The sequence below is a fragment of the Arthrobacter sp. K410C genome (genome assembly GCF_059090105.1).
The window spans coordinates 15,709-33,781 of sequence record NZ_JBNHFJ010000006.1; the positions used below are offsets into that span (position 1 = coordinate 15,709).

Annotated in this window: 14 protein-coding genes; 6 read left to right on the forward strand and 8 right to left on the reverse strand. The window is 68.9% G+C overall.

All coding sequences use genetic code 11. From position 1 onward, the window contains the following. Nucleotides 1-36 precede the first annotated feature (36 nt). Nucleotides 37-1,620, forward strand: coding sequence for an esterase/lipase family protein (locus tag AC5RU7_RS10820; RefSeq protein WP_494052222.1), 1,584 nt, complete (start codon nt 37-39; stop codon nt 1,618-1,620). Nucleotides 1,621-1,631: 11 nt separating this feature from the next. Here the strand turns inward: AC5RU7_RS10820 and AC5RU7_RS10825 are convergent, their stop codons facing one another. Then, the gene (locus tag AC5RU7_RS10825; protein WP_494052223.1) at nt 1,632-2,459 is read right to left on the reverse strand and encodes a DNA/RNA non-specific endonuclease; all 828 of its coding nucleotides are present in this window, start codon (nt 2,457-2,459) and stop codon (nt 1,632-1,634) included. 133 nt (nt 2,460-2,592) lie between these two features. Between AC5RU7_RS10825 and AC5RU7_RS10830 the strand changes: the two genes are divergently transcribed. Next, entirely contained in the window at nt 2,593-3,225 is a 633-nt protein-coding gene (locus tag AC5RU7_RS10830; protein ID WP_494052224.1) for a dihydrofolate reductase family protein, read from the forward strand. An 83-nt stretch (nt 3,226-3,308) separates the two neighbouring features. Here AC5RU7_RS10830 and AC5RU7_RS10835 read toward each other — a convergent pair whose 3' ends face one another. After that, nucleotides 3,309-3,710, reverse strand: coding sequence for a RidA family protein (locus AC5RU7_RS10835; RefSeq protein WP_494052225.1), 402 nt, complete (start codon nt 3,708-3,710; stop codon nt 3,309-3,311). Between the two features lie 120 nt (nt 3,711-3,830). On the opposite strand from AC5RU7_RS10835, the gene AC5RU7_RS10840 reads away from it, so the two are divergent. Together AC5RU7_RS10840 and AC5RU7_RS10845 are read left to right on the forward strand one after the other, a co-directional pair. Continuing rightward, nucleotides 3,831-5,219 carry a sigma 54-interacting transcriptional regulator gene (locus tag AC5RU7_RS10840; protein ID WP_494052226.1) on the forward strand — a complete coding sequence of 463 codons (1,389 nt, stop codon included), beginning with the start codon at nt 3,831-3,833 and terminating at the stop codon, nt 5,217-5,219. A 14-nt stretch (nt 5,220-5,233) separates the two neighbouring features. Then, entirely contained in the window at nt 5,234-7,234 is a 2,001-nt protein-coding gene (locus AC5RU7_RS10845) for a vWA domain-containing protein (protein WP_494052227.1), read from the forward strand. Between the two features lie 17 nt (nt 7,235-7,251). Here AC5RU7_RS10845 and AC5RU7_RS10850 read toward each other — a convergent pair whose 3' ends face one another. After that, nucleotides 7,252-9,408: an amylo-alpha-1,6-glucosidase gene (locus AC5RU7_RS10850; protein ID WP_494052228.1), complete on the reverse strand. Its 2,157-nt coding sequence runs from the start codon at nt 9,406-9,408 to the stop codon at nt 7,252-7,254. 115 nt (nt 9,409-9,523) lie between these two features. Here AC5RU7_RS10850 and AC5RU7_RS10855 point away from each other — a divergent pair, with 115 nt between their 5' ends. Beyond that, complete coding sequence (locus AC5RU7_RS10855) at nt 9,524-10,159, forward strand: dihydrofolate reductase family protein (protein ID WP_494052229.1); 636 nt, start codon at nt 9,524-9,526, stop codon at nt 10,157-10,159. 13 nt (nt 10,160-10,172) lie between these two features. Here AC5RU7_RS10855 and AC5RU7_RS10860 read toward each other — a convergent pair whose 3' ends face one another. The 5 genes from AC5RU7_RS10860 to AC5RU7_RS10880 are packed head-to-tail and all read right to left on the reverse strand — an operon-like array spanning nt 10,173 to nt 17,448. Then, complete coding sequence (locus AC5RU7_RS10860; protein ID WP_494052230.1) at nt 10,173-11,357, reverse strand: VWA domain-containing protein; 1,185 nt, start codon at nt 11,355-11,357, stop codon at nt 10,173-10,175. Beyond that, nucleotides 11,354-13,603, reverse strand: coding sequence for a DUF5682 family protein (locus tag AC5RU7_RS10865; RefSeq protein WP_494052231.1), 2,250 nt, complete (start codon nt 13,601-13,603; stop codon nt 11,354-11,356). Before AC5RU7_RS10865 ends, AC5RU7_RS10860 begins: the two co-directional genes overlap by 4 nt. Nucleotides 13,604-13,607: 4 nt before the next feature. Then, entirely contained in the window at nt 13,608-14,714 is a 1,107-nt protein-coding gene (locus AC5RU7_RS10870; protein ID WP_494052232.1) for an ATP-binding protein, read from the reverse strand. Continuing rightward, a complete protein-coding gene (locus AC5RU7_RS10875) occupies nt 14,711-16,153 on the reverse strand; it encodes a DUF5691 domain-containing protein (RefSeq protein WP_494052233.1) in 1,443 nt (480 codons plus the stop codon). Before AC5RU7_RS10875 ends, AC5RU7_RS10870 begins: the two co-directional genes overlap by 4 nt. Then, nucleotides 16,150-17,448 carry an SWIM zinc finger family protein gene (locus AC5RU7_RS10880; protein WP_494052234.1) on the reverse strand — a complete coding sequence of 433 codons (1,299 nt, stop codon included), beginning with the start codon at nt 17,446-17,448 and terminating at the stop codon, nt 16,150-16,152. Before AC5RU7_RS10880 ends, AC5RU7_RS10875 begins: the two co-directional genes overlap by 4 nt. Before the next feature lie 249 nt (nt 17,449-17,697). On the opposite strand from AC5RU7_RS10880, the gene AC5RU7_RS10885 reads away from it, so the two are divergent. Continuing rightward, nucleotides 17,698-18,072: a cupin domain-containing protein gene (locus AC5RU7_RS10885; protein WP_494052235.1), complete on the forward strand. Its 375-nt coding sequence runs from the start codon at nt 17,698-17,700 to the stop codon at nt 18,070-18,072. The last annotated feature ends 1 nt before the right edge of the window (nt 18,073 follow it).

Here is an 18,073-nt window from a genome sequence, read left to right on the forward strand (position 1 = left end):
CGCCGCGGAAGCAAACCATCGGAAAGGGGACGGGACGTGGGCACTCCAGGTGGCGACGGCAGGCTGCCCATCATCTACGTCCGCGGGTTCGCCGGGAACGGAGGTGCCATCAACAGCGCGGTGGACGATCCGTTCTACGGCTTCAGCCAGGGATCAGTCCATGTCCGGTCGGACAGCAGCGGCAGGGTGCAGTTCCACCAGTTCGAATCGCCCATGCTGCGGCTCATATCGGACCACAAATACGAGGTCCCGGTACACGGAGACCAGTGGGCGTTCCTGCAGGGGGTGGACACCAGGTCCGTCAACCCCGCCTCGGTATGGATCCACCGGTTCTACGACGACTCCGCGGACACCTTTGACCAGGACCCGGAAAGCTTCTCCTTTGAAACGGCCGCCCGGGACCTGTTCAAGCTCATCAAGCTGGTGCTCGACAGGACGGGGGCGCCCAAAGTTTTCCTGGTGGCGCACTCCATGGGCGGGCTGGTCTGCAGGTCTTTGCTGCAGCGTGTCATTCCGGAGGAGCTCGCGGAGACTGACGGAATGATTGATCCCGCGGCCGGCGCAAAGTACGTGGCCAGGGTCTTTACCTATGCCACACCGCATGGCGGCATCAACTTCGCAGTCGGATTCGGACTGCTGGAGCGGATCAGGGACGCCACCGGCATCCACGGCGCTGACATCTTCGGGCCGGACCGCATGTATGACTACCTCACTCCCGCGGCACGACGGCGGACACTGCGGCGCGAGAGCTTCAAAGGCACCGAAATGCCCGACGACGGGTTCCCGGTTTCCGAGCTCTTCTGCCTGGTCGGTTCCAACCCCGAGGACTACGACGTCGCCCTTGGACTGTCCTCCCGGGCTGTCGGTCCCCGCAGCGACGGGCTGGTCCAGATCGACAACGCCGCTGTCCGGGGCGCCCCCCTTGCCATTGTCCACCGCAGCCACAGCGGCCGGTACGGCATCGTCAACTCCGAAGAGGGCTACCAGAACCTCCAGCGGTTCCTCTTCGGGGACCTGAAAATCCAGATTGAGCTGGTGGGTTTCACCGTCGGCCGGGACGCGCCGGATGAAGTGGAGTTCCAGCTGGACGTCGGCGTGGCCATCCGCGGGCTGCCAGTGCTGGTCCATGAGCAAAGTGCCGCGCATTTCTGTCCGGTGCAGATCGAGCGCTGGAGGGAAGGCGATCCCATCGATTCACCCAAGCCGCTGCTCACCACGTTCCTTTCGTCCCAGGCGCCCCGGCCGCTGGTGGGCGGACGGGTGGTGCCCAGGCTGCGGCACGCGCTGAAGCTGCGGCTGCTGTCCATCGCCGAGAAGCAGGGCCGCCTGTTCTTCGACGACCACATGGAACAGACGGAGGACTGGCAGGACACGCTGGTGGTGGACATTGAACCACCGTCCGCCGGGCAACCACTGCCGAAGGCCTGGGCTGCATGGAACAGCACCATTCCCACCGCCCTGCGCGACTGGAACCCGGAGGAGAAGGACCGGCTGCTTGACCGCGACGGGACACCCAACAGGTGGAGCGGCCGCATTGACGTGCCTGAGGTGATGAAGCCGCTGCTCGGCGGGAAGGCCGGCCTGCAGATCAGCGTGACCCCGCGGGTGCTGCCCCTCTAGGCGGCCGGCTGTCACCAGCGGATGTCCGCAAGGGTTTCCAGCGGGGCCCGGTCATCGGCTGCCCGCAGTGACGTCCGGCCGTCATCACCGCGCAGCGGACCCGCGAAGCGCAGGGAGGTGCGTTCCTCCAGTTCGGAAATGCTGACCTGGAAGGCACGGAATTCGTTCAGGTCCAGGGCTTCGAGGGGATTCAGGTTCTGCGTCAGGAGGAACGCTGCGCTGCTGAACCCGCCCTCCTCCATGTAGGCGAGGATCTTCCAGTATTCGCGCGGCAGCGGTACGCCCCGGTACTCCCGGTCGTTGTCCCGGAAGACGGGGCCGCCGAACGCCGTGGCCTTGAGGTCCTGGACGTCGACGTCGGAAAAGACGGCCTCCTCCAGCCGTCCCCAGATGCCGTTCTTGCCGCTTTGGTTGAAGTCGTCCATTTGCGGTGCGATGTTGGTGAAGAAGAACGAATCGTCGTTTGCCTTCTTCGCCTCGGGCAGCGAACCCCAGAGCAGGTCCGCCCGGCGGGCGATGTGCCCGCGGTCCAGGCGGTTGCCGTTGTATAGCTCGTCGCCGTTTTGGAACTCCTCCGGAATCCGGGAGTCCTTGATAAACGCGCTGCCCTTCCGGCTCAACCTCTTGATGCTGCCGCCGTCGATATTCCAGGCGACCCAGCGGGCAAACCGCCGGGACTTGCTGACGACCAGGGAGAAGTGGGTGTACGGGATGACGGCTGAACCGTTGAGTTGGACGGTGTCCTCCAGCAGCGCGGCATCGATGGAGGGCGGCTCGAGTTCGTTGCCAAGGAACCCTGGATCGTACCCGCGGCTTTGGACATCCGGCTGCTCACCCATGCCGCGGACTCTAGTTCCAGTGACGTTATCCGGACGTTACAGCGCTCGCCGGGACGGCGGGAGGGCCGTATGCTGAAGCCCTCTGGGCAAGCCCACAGGGAAAGGCGGCCGGGCCGCCACGAGAGGACAGGCCATGACAACAGCGGCCGGCCGGGTGGTCTGCGACATCACCGTCACGGCGGACGGATATTCTGCCGGGCACAACCAAACGGAGCAGCGCCCCTTCGGTGATGACGGCAGCGAGGGTTCGGGGGACCGGCTGCACGCATGGATGTTTGAAACTCCGGGCGAGAACCGGGCGGAGATCGAACAGATCGGTGCCGCCAAGGCGTTCATCATGGGCCGCAACATGTTCGGTCCGGTGCGCGGCGAATGGGACCGGCAGTGGAATGGCTGGTGGGGCACCAACCCTCCGTTCCACGCCCCGGTTTACGTTCTCACGCACCATGCCCGCGATCCCGAGCCCATGGAGGGCGGCACCACGTTCCACTTCGTCACGGACGGAATTGAATCTGCGCTGGCGCAGGCGCGCGCGGCGGCCGGCACCGGGAACGTCGCGGTCCAGGGCGGTGCCACCACCGTCAACCAGTACCTCGCAGCGGGACTGATCGACGAACTGCGCCTGCACATCGCGCCGCTGACGCTGGGTGCGGGCACCAGGCTGTTCGACGGCGTCCCGCCCCTGAAGCTGGAACAGTTGACATCCCGCGGGGCGAGCCAGGTCACCCACGTGACCTACCGGGTGCTGCCGGCACAACCGGGCTGACTCCGCAGCGCCGCCAGCGCATCGGCCAGGGGCATGCGCAGCACCGGGCCGTAGCCGGGCAGGATGACCTGCTAAAACGTCTGCTACTGCATGACGGCAGCCACGGCGCTAATCTCGACCAGCGCGCCGGGCACGCCCAGCCCGCTGACGAACGCCGCCGTCACCAGGGCAGGTTCTGCCGACGCGAGCTGCGGGGCGATGGCGCCGTAGCCGGCAGCGATATCGGCACCTTCCACGAACAGCACCGTCCATTGCACGACGTCCGCAAGGGTGGCCCCGGCAGCGGCGAGCGCGGTCCGGGCGTTCTCAAGGGCCCGCTCCGACTGGGCGGCCACGTCACCCTCCCCAGTGAGGGCACCTGCGGCATCGACGGCGTTCTGGCCGCCAACATAGATGGTGGTTGCACCAGGCGGCACGACGGCTACGTGACTGAACGCGGGACTTGAGACGAGGCCCTGGGGCCGGAGACGCTGGATGGATGCCATGGCTGTATGATCCCACCGCGCACCGCCGCTGGCGAGGCTGTTCCGCCAGGCCGCTGCGGGGACGGGAGGAATTATGGGAGTTTGCTCGATCTCCGGCATGGCCGGGCTTACCGTAGAGGGGTGAGTGACCGTCCCGATATTTTCACTGTCGGCGAGCTGCGCGCCGCCGGGCATGCCCACAAGGACCTGCGGCATGAAATCCGTGACAACCTGCTCGCGGCGCTCGCCGCCGGCCGGGACCCATGGCCCGGGTTGTACGGGTTCAGCCGGACCGTCCTGCCCCAGCTGGAGCGGGCCCTGATTGCCGGACACGACGTTGTCCTGCTCGGCGAACGGGGACAGGGCAAGACGCGCCTGCTCCGCACCCTGGCCGGGCTGCTGGACGAATGGTCGCCGGTGATCGAGGAGTCCGAACTCAACGAACACCCGTACCAGCCCATCACGGAGCAGTCGCGCGCCCGGGCGCTTACCGAGGGGGACCGGTTGCGGGTGGCATGGCGTCACCGTTCCGAACGCTACGTGGAGAAGCTGGCGACGCCGGACACCTCCGTCGCCGACCTCATCGGCGACGTCGACCCCATGCGCGTTGCCGAGGGCCGCCGGCTCGGGGACCCGGAGACCATCCACTACGGCCTGGTTCCGCGCTCCAACCGGGGCATCATCGCCATCAACGAACTGCCCGACCTTGCCGAGCGCATCCAGGTGGCCATGCTCAACGTGATGGAGGAACGCGACATCCAGATCCGCGGTTACGTGCTGCGCCTGCCCCTGGACGTGTTGGTGGTCGCCTCCGCCAACCCGGAGGACTACACAAACCGCGGCCGGATCATCACGCCGCTGAAGGACCGCTTCGGCGCCGAGATCCGCACCCATTACCCCATCGAGCTGGAGGACGAGGTGGCCGTCATCCGGCAGGAGGGCCGGCTGGCGGCCGACGTCCCGCCCGTCATCCTGGAGATCCTGGCCCGCTACACCCGGGCCCTGCGGCAGTCTCCGGCCGTCAACCAGACGTCCGGAGTGTCTGCCCGGTTCGCCATCGCAGGTGCCGAGACGGTGGCCGCGGCCGCGCTGCGCCGTGCAAGCGTGCGCGGTGAGGAGCATGCAGTGGCCAGGATCATTGACCTGGAACCCGCAGCGGAGGTCCTCACCGGGAAGATCGAATTTGAGTCGGGCGAGGAAGGCCGGGAACAGGGCGTCCTGGACCATCTGCTCCGAACGGCAACAGCCGAAGCCGTGCGGGCCCATTTCCACGGCATCGACATGGGTCCGCTGGTGGCGGCCCTGGACGGCCATACCACCGTGACCACGGGAGACCAGGTCACCGCACGGGAATTCCTCGAGAACCTGCCCTCACTCAACGGATCCGGGCTCTACGACGAAATCAGCGGCCGCCTGGGGGCGGAAAACGACGGCCAGCGGGCTGCCGCCGTCGAACTCGCGCTGGAGGGGCTCTACCTTGCCCGCCGGATCTCCAAGGAGTCCGACGACGAAGCAACGGTCTACGGCTAGCCACAGGAGGCATCATGGTGCTGCACCACCGGTCCCGGTACGGCAGGTATGCCGGAGGACCGGACCCCCTTGCCCCGCCGGTGGACCTGTCCGAGGCACTGGAGGCGGTGGCCGAGGACGTCATGGCCGGCTACTCGCCCCGGCACGCCCTCCAGGAGTTCCTCCGCCGCGGCGGCCGGAACCGGGACGGGCTGGACGACCTCGCTGCCCGTGTCCAGCAACGCCGGAAGGACCTGCTGGACCGGCACCGGCTGGACGGCACCCTCAACGAGGTGCGCAAGCTGCTGGACACCGCCGTGCTGGAGGAGCGCAAGCAGCTCGCCCGGGACGCCATGATGGACAACACGGACCGTGCCTTCCGTGAAATGCAGCTGCAGAACCTCCCTGCCTCCACCGCCGCTGCCGTCAACGAACTGGCCTCCTACGACTGGCAGTCCGGTGCCGCACGCGAAGCGTACGAACGGATCAAGGACCTGCTGGGCCGGGAAGTCCTGGACCAGCGCTTCGCAGGGATGAAGCAGGCGCTCGAGAACGCCACCGACGAGGACCGCGAGGCCGTGAACGGGATGCTGCGCGACCTCAACGGACTGCTGGACAAGCATCGCAGGGGTGAGGACACCGACGCCGACTTCCGGGAGTTCATGGCCCGGCATGGTTCCTTCTTTCCGGAGAATCCGCAGTCGGTCGAGGAGCTGATCGACGCCCTGGCGAAAAGGGCGGCAGCGGCCCAGCGGCTCCTGCAATCCATGTCACCCGAACAGCGTGAAGAGCTGATGCGGCTGTCCGCCCAGGCGTTCGGGTCCGCCGAACTGATGGCACAGCTCGACCAGCTCGATGCCAGCCTGCGGGCCCTCCGGCCGGGGGAGGACTGGCACGGGTCAGAGCGCTTTGAGGGCCAGGAGGGGCTCGGGCTGGGCGACGGCACAGGTGTGCTGCAGGACGTTGCCGAACTCGACAGCCTGGCCGAACAGCTCTCCCAGTCCTACAACGGTTCGCGGCTGGATGATCTGGACCTGGATGCCCTGGCCCGCCAGTTGGGGCAGGACGCCGCCGTGACCGCGCGGACCCTTGCGGAGATCGAGCGGGCGATGCACGACGGCGGCTACCTGCGCCGGGGTGCAGACGGGGACCTCCGGCTGTCCCCGCAGGCAATGCGCAGGCTGGGAAAGTCGCTGCTGCGGGACACAGCGAAGCAGCTGTCCGGCCGGCAGGGCCGTCGGGAAACGCGCGCCGCGGGCGCGGCCGGTGACCAGACCGGCTCCAGCAGGCAGTGGGAGTTCGGTGACGCCGGTCCGTGGGACGTCACCCGCACCATGACCAACGCCATCCGGCGCACGGTTGCCGAGGGCCGGGATCCGGGCCGTGGCTTCCGCCTGGGGGTGGGGGACATCGAGGTGACGGAGACCGAGGCGCGGACGCAGGCCGCAGTCGTCCTGCTGGTGGACGTGTCCTTCTCGATGGCGGCCGAGGGCCGCTGGGTGCCGATGAAGCGCACCGCACTTGCGCTGCACCACCTTGTCTCCACCCGGTTCCGCGGTGACCGGCTGCAGCTGGTGACGTTCGGCCGGTACGCGCAGTCCATGGATATAGCCCAGCTCACGGCCCTGCCTGCGTTGCGCGAGCAGGGTACCAACCTCCACCACGGCCTGCTGCTGGCCGGCCGCTTCTTCCGGCGGCACCCGTCCATGCAGCACGTGCTGCTGGTGGTGACCGACGGTGAGCCCACCGCGCATCTGCTGGCCGACGGCGATTCCTGGTTCAACTGGCCGCCGGACAGGGAGACCATCCGCGCCACGGTCACCGAACTCGACCGCCTGGGACGCGCCGGCGTGCAGGCGACGTTCTTCCGCCTCGGCGACGATCCGGGGCTCGAACGGTTCATCCAGCGCCTGGCACGCCGGATCGACGGCTGGGTGGTCGCACCCGACGTCGGCGGGCTGGGGGCCGCCGTGGTGGGCGAGTACCTCCGCGCCCACGTGCGCAGCTACTACGGCGGCTCCGACTGGGATCTTTGATCCACACCTCGGCAGATCTACCCCTCGGTGCCCAGGCCCGCCTCCGCCAGGAGTTCGGTCAGCCAGGGCCGGTGCCCGCGCCGGAACTGGAGTCCCTCGGGCAGGCCCTGGACGGTGGGCTCGGAACCGACGATGTCGATGGTCATCCTGCCGCCGGCTATGGGCGCGTTGGTGATGTGCAGGTTGCCGTAGGACTCCGGCAGGACCGGGTCCATCCAGAAGCCGCCCCGGGACACGTGGGCGTCGTACCGCATGAGGCTGGTGATCAGCATGATCGGCGTGGTGGCCGCCCAGGCCTGGGGTGAGCAGGCTGTGGGGTACGGCACCGGCTCGGCAACCTGGTCGCGGCTGAATCCGCAAAAGAGTTCCGGCAGCCGGCCGTTCGAGAACTCCGCCGCTTCCAGCAGTGCGGTGGAAATCCGCTGGGCCTCCTCCACGAGGCCGTAGCGCATCAGGCCGGCCGCGATGATCGCGTTGTCGTGCGGCCAGACCGACCCGTTGTGGTAGCTGGCAGGGTTGTAGGCGCCCATGTCCGAGGCAAGGGTCCGGACGCCCCAGCCGCTGAACATCTCGGGGGACATCAGCCGTTCGGCTACCAGGGGGGCTTTGTCGTCGTCGATGATGCCATGCCACAGGCATTGCCCCATGTTCGATGCGCAGGCGTCCACCGGCCGTTTCCGGCCATCCAGGGCGACGGCGTAGTAGCCCCGCTCCGGAAGCCAGAACTCCTCGTTGAACTTCTTCTTCAGCCGTGCCGCTTCCCCCGTGAGCTGCGCCGCCAGGGGCGCGTCCCCGGCGTCGTAGGCCATCCAGGCCCGGGACAGCAGCGCGGAGTAGACCAGCGCCTGGACTTCGCACAGGGCGATGGGCGGCTCGGCCATGGTGCCGTCCGCGAAGTTGATGCCGTCCCAGGAGTCCTTCCAGCCCTGGTTGATCAGCCCCTGGTCGTTGAGCCTGGCGTACTCGACGAACCCGTCGCCGTCCTTGTCCCCGTAGTTCCTGATCCAGTCCAACGCCCGGTCCGCGTTGGGCAGGAGCGAGGCGATGGTGTCTTTCGCGAAGCCCCAGCGGCTGACGGAGCCGAGCGCCATCAGGAACTGGGGTGTGGCATCGACGCTGCCGTAGTAGACCGACTTGCCGCCCAGGGCCAGCCCGCTGGAAACGCCCAGCCTGACTTCATGCAGGATCTTCCCGGGCTCCTCCTCGCTCATCGGATCCACCACTTGGCCCTGGCGGTCCGCCAGCGTCTGCAGCGTGCCAAGAGCAAGGGACGGGTCCACCGCAAGGGCCATTTCCGAGGCCCACAGGGAGTCCCGCCCGAACAGCGTCATGAACCAGGGGGCGCCTGCCGCCACGACGATCCGTTCCGGATGCGCGGGGTCCTCGATCCGCAGGGCACCCAAGTCGTCATAACTGCGCCGCAGGGTCCGTTCGATGGAGCGGTTCGTCATATGGAGCCGGGGAATCTTGGCCACCCATTCCTGGCGCCGGCGGTCGCTCGGCGACATCCCGTGCGCTGCCGGGCGCAGGGGCGGTGCCGCGGGTGCACCGTCGTCCCCGGCCGGGGCGACACTGAGCAGTGTGCTCCACTGGCCGCGCGCCGGAACCGCCGCCGTGAACGTGAGGGCCCTCGCAGTGGCGGTGGCACCGTGTCCGCTGATGAGAACCGTTTTCCGGACATCGTTCCACGAGGAGCTGACTGTCAGGCGCTCGCCCTCCGCGGTGCGGGATTCCTCCCAGCGGCGCTGGACGCGCGCCTCCTTGACCTCGAAAAGGTCGGCGAAGTCCGACTCCACCTCAATGGACACGCTGCATTCCGCCGGGTCGGACGAGTAGTTCCTGATGGTGATTTCCTCGACGATCCCGGCGGCCACCTCCCGGAGTCGCTCCACGATCAGGGGGCTGTCTGCGTAGCCGTCAGACCGGGGGACGCGGCCGATGAAGAGGGCGCGGTAGGGTTCCTTCGTCTCGGCCGTCAGCGGCTCGAGTGACTGACCGTTCACGGTCAGGTTCCAGCGCGACAGGATGCGGGTGTCCTCATGGAAGGTGCCGTGGGGATGCTCGGGATGGATATCCCCGTTGGCGGACGAGATACAAAACGATGAACCCTCAACCAGGGTGATGGTTCCTGCCCCCACAGGTCCCGCAGCTGTGTCCGCATTCCATCCGGCCATGGGATGACGCTACGCCTCGCTCGCCCCGGATAAAAGGGGTTAGCTCTTGAACCTCCACCGGGCCGGGCATACCCTGTCCCCGCACACGAATGCCGATCGGACGGAGGAGGCGGCCATGGGCGGAACACCGGCGGAGACGGCGGCGGCAAGCGTGATGGTGGACCTGATCATCTCCCTGGACGGATATGCCTCTGCCGAGGGGTGGCCCGGCTGGTGGGGGTTGGAGGGGCCGGAGTACCTCGCGTGGCTGGACCAGGAAGCGGAGCAGAACTACACCTTCCTCCTGGGAGCCAACACCTACCGGCTGATGTCGGGCATGTCGGGGGAGGCTGCGGCCGGCGGCTCCGATTTTTCCGCGGAGGAAGGTGCCTCGCTGGCCGGGCTTGCCGCGGTGCCCAAAGTGGTCTTTTCTTCCACGCTGCAGGAGCCGCTCAGCTGGCCGAACTCGGAACTGGTCCGGGGGGACGCGGTTGAGGCGGTCCGGGCAATGAAGCAGTCGGGAAACCGGCCGCTGAGCACGCTGGGCAGCCTCAGCCTCTGCCGGTCGCTGCTGGCGGCGGACCTGGTGGACCGTTTCCGGCTGGTGGTCTTCCCGGTGATCACCGGGCGTACCGGGCGGGAACGCATCTATGACGGCTATCCCGACGTCGCGCTCCAGCTGGTGCAGAGCAGGACCTTCGACGGCCGGCTCCAGCTACTCGAATACGTTCCCACCGTGCTGGACGGCCCGCCGGGCGCCAGCCGGACGTGACAAGGACCGGCGCTCATTCCGCATGGCTGGCGGGGATGTCGTGGAAGGCTGCCCATTCGCTGACATCCCGGCGTTCGATCGCGGCGGCCATCAGCTCGGGGAAGAGATCGGGCGTGCAGGCAAACGCGGGGACACCTATGCCGGCCAGCGCAGCGGCATGGCCGGCGTCGAAGGTCGGATGCCCGTTGTCGCTCAGTGCCAGCAGGGCGATCATTGTGGCCCCCGAGCCCACGATCGAGGCTGCCCGCCGCAGCATCTCCTCGGCTATCCCGCCTTCGTAGAGGTCGCTGATCAGCACCAGGATGGTTTCGTCCGGGCGGGAAATCTGGCCCTGGCAGTAGGCCAATGCCCGGTTGATGTCCGTGCCGCCTCCCAACTGGACGCCGAACAGGACATTCACGGGATCATGCAGCTCGTCCGTCAGGTCGACCACCTCGGTGTCAAACACCACCATCCGGGTGCGGACGGACCGGAGGGAGCTAAGGACGGCCCCGAAGACGCTGGAATACACCACCGACTCCGCCATCGATCCCGACTGGTCAATACAGAGGATGATTTCCCGCTGGATCTCGGTACTCCGCCGCGCGTGGCCCACCAGGCGCTCGGGCACTACCGTGCGGTACGCCGGCTGGTAGTTCTTGAGGTTCGCGGCGATGGTCCGGTTCCAGTCGATGTCCCGGTGCCGCGGCCGCCGGGTCCGGGCGGCCCGGTTCAGCGCCCCGGTGACCGCCTGGACCGTCCGCGCCCGCAGCCGCTCCTCGAGCTGCTCGGTTACCTGGCGCACCACCGCCCGGGCGCTCTCGCGTGAGTGTTCCGGGATGACCCGCCCCAGCCCGAGCAGGGTGCTGACGAGTCCGACGTCGGGCTGCACGGTGCGCAGCATCTCCGGTTCGAGCAGCAACTGCCGCAGGCCCAGCCGGTCCATGGCATCGGCCTGCATCACCTGGACCACCGAGGAAGGGAAATAGCCGCGGATGTCCCCGAGCCACCGTGCCACACGGGGGCTGGACGCGCCCATGCCTCCACGGCCGTTCCGCTCCGTGTCGTACAGCTGTTCGAGTGCCTGGTCGCGGCGGGCATCGTCGGCGGAAAGACCCACGGCGCTGCCATCGGCGGCTGTTACCCCGTCCGCCTCATGCCCGCCAAGCACCAGGCGCCAGCGGCCAAGCCGGTCACGTGCGGGTTCTCCAGCCGTCATCCTGTTGTCTCCCATCCCAGGTACCGCGCCATTGTCCGGAGGGCCGGGGCAGCCGCCGCAAAATCCGGCCCGTCGGGTGCGGCAGCTGCCTGGCTGCCGCCTGTCCGGCTGACCTGTTCGCCGATTTCGCGCCGCTCCGGCCTGCTGAACGCCGAAAAGGTCCTGCGCAGGAGCGGCAGGACGTCGTCGAACACTTCCTCGTCCACCCCGCTGATCCAGCCGTCGACGATCGCGAGGAGCCGCGGGTCGTACACCAGGAGGGACGCATCGCCGGAGAGCAGGCCGTCCAGCCATGCGGCGGCAGCGGGCGCCGGGGTGGCCAGCGAAAGGCGCCGGCTCAGGCTGTCCGCCACATGGGCGCCGTCGAGCAGCCCTGCGTCCAGGAGAAGCCGCGTGGCGCGCCCGGCCACGGCGCCATGGATGCGGTCTGAACCCGCGACGGCGGACAGCGCCTGCCGCCAGTCATCGCGCGGCAGGTCGGGCAGGAGCGACAGGCCGTCATTGGCTGCGTCGATGGCGTGGCGCATGGCCGCGGCGGCTTCATCATCCAGGCCGGCGCAGGCGGTGGGCAGGCCCACGCAGGCCCGCACCACCGTGGCATCGAGGATCTTCCGGACGCCGCTGACGTCCACGCCACGGACGTTGCCGTACCGGCAGGTGCGCGCCAGCGGCCCCACCGTTTCGAGCAGCGGTGCGACGTCCTGCTGGCGGGCAGTGCGCTCGGCGAGCGCCGAAACTACGGTTCCGACCCCCTCGGGGAGATCGGCCAGCAGGCACTGCGACAGCAGTTCACTGAGGTCTGCAAGGCTGTCCGCGTGTGCCGCCTGCTCCGCGGCGGCTGCAGCAGCGGCTGCGGCTACGGTGGTGCCGTGCAGGCTGGCTTCCACCACTGCCACGCTCAGTTCCGGCTTCCAGCAGAGCGTCCACGCCTCCTTGAAGGTGCCGGTGGTGCGCCCGGCTTCCGCGGGGACCCCCCAGTCCACGCCCAGCAGCTGCAGCCGGTGCAGCAGCACGGACCGGGCCAGCTGGTTCGGCTTGCGGAGGTCCAGGACGAGGATTTCCTCAGTGGCGGCCGGCTTCCAGCGCAGGCGGCGCTGGGACGCAGTGAGGTCTGCAGCCAGCGGAAGGGTCGGCACGGTATCCGGCACACTTCCGAGCTTTTGTCCCACCGTGAGCTCGCGCTGCACGATGGACAGTGGCTCCGGCAAGCCGTCGCACAGCACGGCCTGAGCGGCGTCGTCGAGCTCGGCCAGTCCGGGGCTGGGCCGGCCCCGCACGGCGGCCAGGGCAGCGGCAAGCCGGCTTGCCTCCACCACCGAAGCGGTGGAGGCGCCAAGGTTTTCCCGGCGCAGGGCGTGGGCCACCCGAACGAGCCAGGTGGTGGCCACATCGGCGCCCCCGTCCCGGACCATCCAGTGGTTGAAAAGGTGCTGGTACCAGCCGGGGGCAGTGACCCCGGCACCGTATCCGCTGCGGAAGCTCAGGCGGTCCGAGGTCCACGGCACCCATGTGGCAGTAACTTTGGCCCTGGGCAATCCGGACAGGAGCTTGTTGTCTGCCGTGGCCGGAGGGAAGTTGTCCGGCACCAGCGCGGGCGCGTGATAGGCGCCGCACACCACCGCCACGCTTGGGTGCCCCTCGCGGATAGCGGCGCGCAACACCCGCCGCATGGCGGCCTCGCGCAGGCTGTTCTCCACCACATCCGGATGCCCCTCCGGCCTTGGATCCCCGGCACGAATCTCGGCAATGGCATCAGTGATGGCAAGGAACCGGTCAAGGGGCCCGCCGTTTCGATGCTCAACCGCGTCTTCCCACCACCGTTCGGCATCGCTGTAGCCGGCTGCCTCAGCCAGCATCGCGATCGCGTCCGGCCGGTACGAGCCGTCGGAGCCGGCCGGAGGGCCCTCGGGCACATCCGCGATGCGGCGCGCGAACGTGATGGCCGCCGGGAGGTCCATGGCCCGGACCTGAGCCCCGGTGGACAGGGCCCAGCGGATGGCCACCCATTCCGGGGAGAAGCCGGCCAGCGGGTAGACGGACGCCAGCCGGGGCTCGTCCTGGGCGTAGATCAGCCCGGCTACGGGCGGCACCATGTCAGGGTCGGCGAGCAGGGGAAGGACCTGGTCAAGTTCCGGGGGACCCTCCACCATGACCAGGCCGGGCCGTAGCTCGGCCAGGGCCTCGGCGACGGACCGGGCGGATCCCGGACCGTGGTGCCGGATTCCCAAGACGTGGACGTCTGTCATTCGGCTAGTTGGAGGAATCGAGGTCGCGGCAGGCCCGGTAAAGGTCCTTCCAGTCGGGGCGGTTGCGGACCACTGTTTCCAGGTACTCCTGCCAGATGACCCGGTCCTGCACCGGATCCTTGATCACGGCACCCACCAGGCTTGCGGCCACGTCCCCGGCCCGGACAGTGCCGTCACCGAAATGGGCAGCCAGGGACAGGCCGTTCGTCATCACTGAGATGGCTTCCGCCGTGGACAGGGTGGCCGACGGCGATTTGATGGTGGTGCGCTGGTCCTGCGTCACGCCGGCCCGGAGCTCCCGCATCACGGTAACCACCCTCCGGATCTCCGAGAGCTCCGCGAGGTCCGCCGGCAGTTCAAGTGCACTGCCCAGGGCACGGACCCGTGCGGTGACGATTTCCACCTCCTGGTCGATGGTGTCGGGAAGCGGAAGCACCACCGTGTTGAACCGCCGGCGCAGCGCGGAGGACAGGTCGTTGACGCCCTTGTCCCGGTTGTTGGCCGTTGCAATGATGTTGAAGCCCTTCCGCGCCTGCACTTCGGCGTCCAGCTCGGGAATGGGAAGCGTCTTCTCGCTGAGAATCGTGATCAATGAATCCTGCACGTCCGAGGGAATCCTGGTCAGCTCCTCGACCCGGACCAGGCTTCCGGACTCCATGCCCCGCATCACGGGCCCGGGGACAAGGGCCTCGCGCGACGGGCCGTCGGCGAGCAGCCGCGCATAGTTCCAGCCGTAGCGCAGTGCTTCCTCGGGCGTCCCGGCGGTTCCCTGCACCACCAGCGTGGAGGAGCCGGAGATTGCCGCGGAGAGGTGCTCGCCCAGCCAGGTCTTCGCCGTGCCCGGCACGCCCAGCAACAGCAGTGCCCGGTCGGTGGCCAGGGACGCCACCGCGATCTCCACCAGCCGGGACGATCCGAGGTACTTGGGGGTGATCTCCACGCCGTTGGGCAGGGTGCCGCCAAGGATGTACGTGGTGACGGCCCAGGGGGAGAGCCGCCAGCTGGGCGGGCGGGGCCGGTCGTCGGCGGCGGCCAGTGCCTCCAGTTCCCTGGCGTAGGCGTCCTCGGCATGGGCGCGGACAATGTCGGCGGGTGCCTGGGCATCGGTCATGGAAAAGCCTCCGTCAGTGATTGTCGGAATGAAAGGTACTGGACGGCGTCCCGCAGGACACGCCGCCGCGAACCGTCGTCGTCGGGACGCGCGAGCAGGCGCCGGCACTCGTCGGCGGCCTCCGGCGGAAGCGCAGCGGGCAGGATGGAAGCCAGCAGGCCCGCCACGTAACCGTTCTCCTTGCGGGCGATGACCTCAAGGACAGCTCCGGCGAGCGGCGCACCCCAGGGCGTTGGAAGGTCGCGGAGCAGCTGAACCAGCGCCACCGGCTGGATGCCGCCGGACCGCAGGTGCTGCAGCAGCCACCGCTCGCGTTCTTCAGGGGGCAAGCAGGACAGGAGCCGCGGGTCTGTGCGGACACCCAGCAGGGCCCGTGCCCACTCCGGCTCTTCCCTGAGGACCGCGGTGGCGCTGATCGCATCGATAATGCGTGGTTCCGCCTCCAGCAGGGCGAGCGTGCCTGCCGGGTCCCGGCCTGCCGCCGTCGTCCATACCGCCAAGGGTGCGCCGCGGATGATCGCATCCAGCCAACGGAGCCGGTCCGGGTCCCCGGTGCGTGGCGCCGGGGGCAGCCCGTCCCGTAGGGCGGCAGCGTCGGGATCGGGCGGCAGGTCAATCTCCAGCCGCTTGCGGAGCATACCGCGGGTGCCCAGCAGGGGGCGGAGACGGGCCGCCATGCGGCTTGCCCGGGCGCTGTCCGGAAGCCGGTTGAGGAGCCCGGCCGCAACCTCCCGCACGCTTTTTGCCTTGTCATCCAGCGCCCGTTCCAGCAGGGGCTCGTCAGCCGCGGAGAGGTTCGTCGAAAGCAGCGCCAGGAGGGTGGCGCGGTGGCGGGCGCCAAGGCCGTCCCAGTCGGCGGCCAGCTTGCCGGCGGCGGCAGCCGGGTCGGTGCTCCGCAGCCGTTCCAGGTTTGCGGCGGTACCGGCTTCCTCCGCCACAGGCGTGGTGCCGGGCGAGGGGGCCGTGCGTCCTGGCCGCAGGACGTCCTGAAGCCAGCGGCCGCGCGTCCCGATGGCCGGGTGGAGCCGTTCCGCGACGCGCGGCTGCGCGTCCGCCAGGGAGAACAAGGAAGGCAACAGTGAGTGCGGCACCCGACGGCCTGCGCGTGCCGCGAGCTGAAGCCAGTCAGCCACCAGGCGGGTCCGCAACTCAGCCCCGACCGGGGGCTGGTTAAGTAGCAGTTCCAAAAGCCTGGCGGATTCGCCGTCGGCTGGCGGGGCGTCATCAGGCGGCGCCGCCGGCAGGTGGCCGTCCGGAACCTGCATGGCGGTCCGGGCCGCACGCATTGCCACGTCCGCCAGGGCAGCCTGGTCAAGCAGCGATTCCTCGGCAGAGAGGCCGGCGGGAGCGTCGAGGTTTAGTTGGGCCGGCGGCGCAGGGGCAGGGTGGCGGCCCGTGCCCACGAGCGCAGAGGCGCGGAGTTCCGCCAGCCACCTCATGCGGCCACCACAGACCCGCCAACAACAACCGAAAGGGGACGCAGACGGCCGTCCTCCAGTTCCCCGAAAAGTTCGACGGCGTGCCCGCCTGTCAGCGCCAGCAGGTAGTCGAGGCGGGCGTCAACCAGTGGCAGTCCCCGGCCGGACCCGTCCTGCACCCACCCGTGGTCCACGGGGCAGATCCGGACGCCGGAAAGCAGTACCGGATGCCGGTCCTGCCAGGGGGAGGCCGCGACCGCGCCCGACTCCGCTTCCAGGGCCTGTTGGATGCTGCAGCCCGGACCGAGCCCTCCGGCCGCCCCCCTGGGCGCGGCCGGATCGTTGAACAGGGCACGCCGGGGTGCGGTGCCGGGATAGCGTGCGACGGTTCCGTCCAGCATGGCCCCTGCCAGTTGCGGCATGGCAAACGCCTCACCCCGTGCGGCGAAGTCGAGGAGCACCACCACGGTTCCGTCCGGACCGCGCAGCCAGGTGCGCTGCTGCTGGAGGCGGCCGTCGTCGCTGCGGTGGGCGCCCAGCACCAGCCAGGGTCCGGGCAGCGCCTCGGACCCCTGCACCTCAGCGGAGGGCGTAGGCCAACCCACTGCTGCGCGAAGGTCAGCCAGTTCTGAGGGCCCAAGCCGGTCCCGCTGCCGCCAGGCCTTGGTGAGTGCCCACCAGCGGCCCGCATGGAGCAACAGGTGGTCGGCCCAGTCGGCGCGGGCGTGGACGTCCGATCCCATGGCACGCACCTGGTCGGCCAGGCCGGGAAGCTGTGCATCAACCAGCCGGGCCGCCACCCCGTCCCACCAGGAGTACGGCTGGTTGCGTGCCGGGGCGAGCCCTGTCCGTACCAGGTCTGCCAGCCAGCGGGCAAAGTCGTCAATGCCGGTGTCCATCAGCGCCATCCGGTCTGCCAGCCGCCTGGCCTGCGCCGCCGGATCCGCAGGCTCAGCACCCTGGCGCTGGTTGCGGGCAACGGAGAGACCGGTCCGTTTGGCTGCCCATTCCTGGGCAAAGCCGGCGGTCTCGCTGCCGGCCGCGGCGGCCTCGCCCCGGGCCCACAGGAGCAGCAGGGCGAGGGCATGCTTGCAGGGGAACTTCCTGCTCGGGCAGGTGCAGCGGTATGCGGGCGCCGTGGTGTCCACGCTTACCTGGTACGGGGTCTTTCCGCTTCCCTGGCACTTTCCCCAGACCAGGTCCTCGTTGCTGCCGGTATCGGACCAGGGTCCCGGATGGGCCAGCCTGCGCGCGGCCGCGAGGGAGGCGTCGTCAGGCGCGGCGCTGACAACCCGGTCCTCGCTCCAACGCCCCATGAACCACATTGTGCCTGATGCGGGACGGTTCCGGCACAGCTGCGGCGAACCGGATTCAGTGTGTCTGTTTCCGCAGGTCAGGGAGCATTGACAGGGCCTGTTGCCAAGAGCACGCTGGAAGCGCAGTCGATGGGGTGCGCCGGGCCGCGGCGTCCACGACGCGCAGCCCGTGCCACGTCCCGCTACCCGGATCCCCTCGCCGGTTTCCGGACGAACAGCAGCACAACTCTCCGCCAGGAGGAACAGAAAATGACCGCAGTAACCGTCAAAGCCCTGGAGTCAAAGTCCTTCGACGAGCCCGACGAAAAGCGCCGGCCGCCGAAGACGCAGGTTGATGTGGTCACCCTCGGAGACACCACGCTGGCGAGGATGACTTTCGAACCCGGCTGGCGCTGGTCGGAAACGGTGAAGACGGTGGTCCACACCGACAGCTGCCAGGTCAACCACCTGGGCTTCTGTACGGCCGGGACCTTGACGGTGGAAATGGAGGACGGCACCCGGGCCACGGTCACGGCCGGAGGCGCCTATTCAATCCCGGCCGGCCATGATGCCTGGGTGGAGGGCGATGAGCCGTTCGTGGGCTACGAGCTCATGAGCGCCGCCACGTACGCCAAGCCTGCCTGAG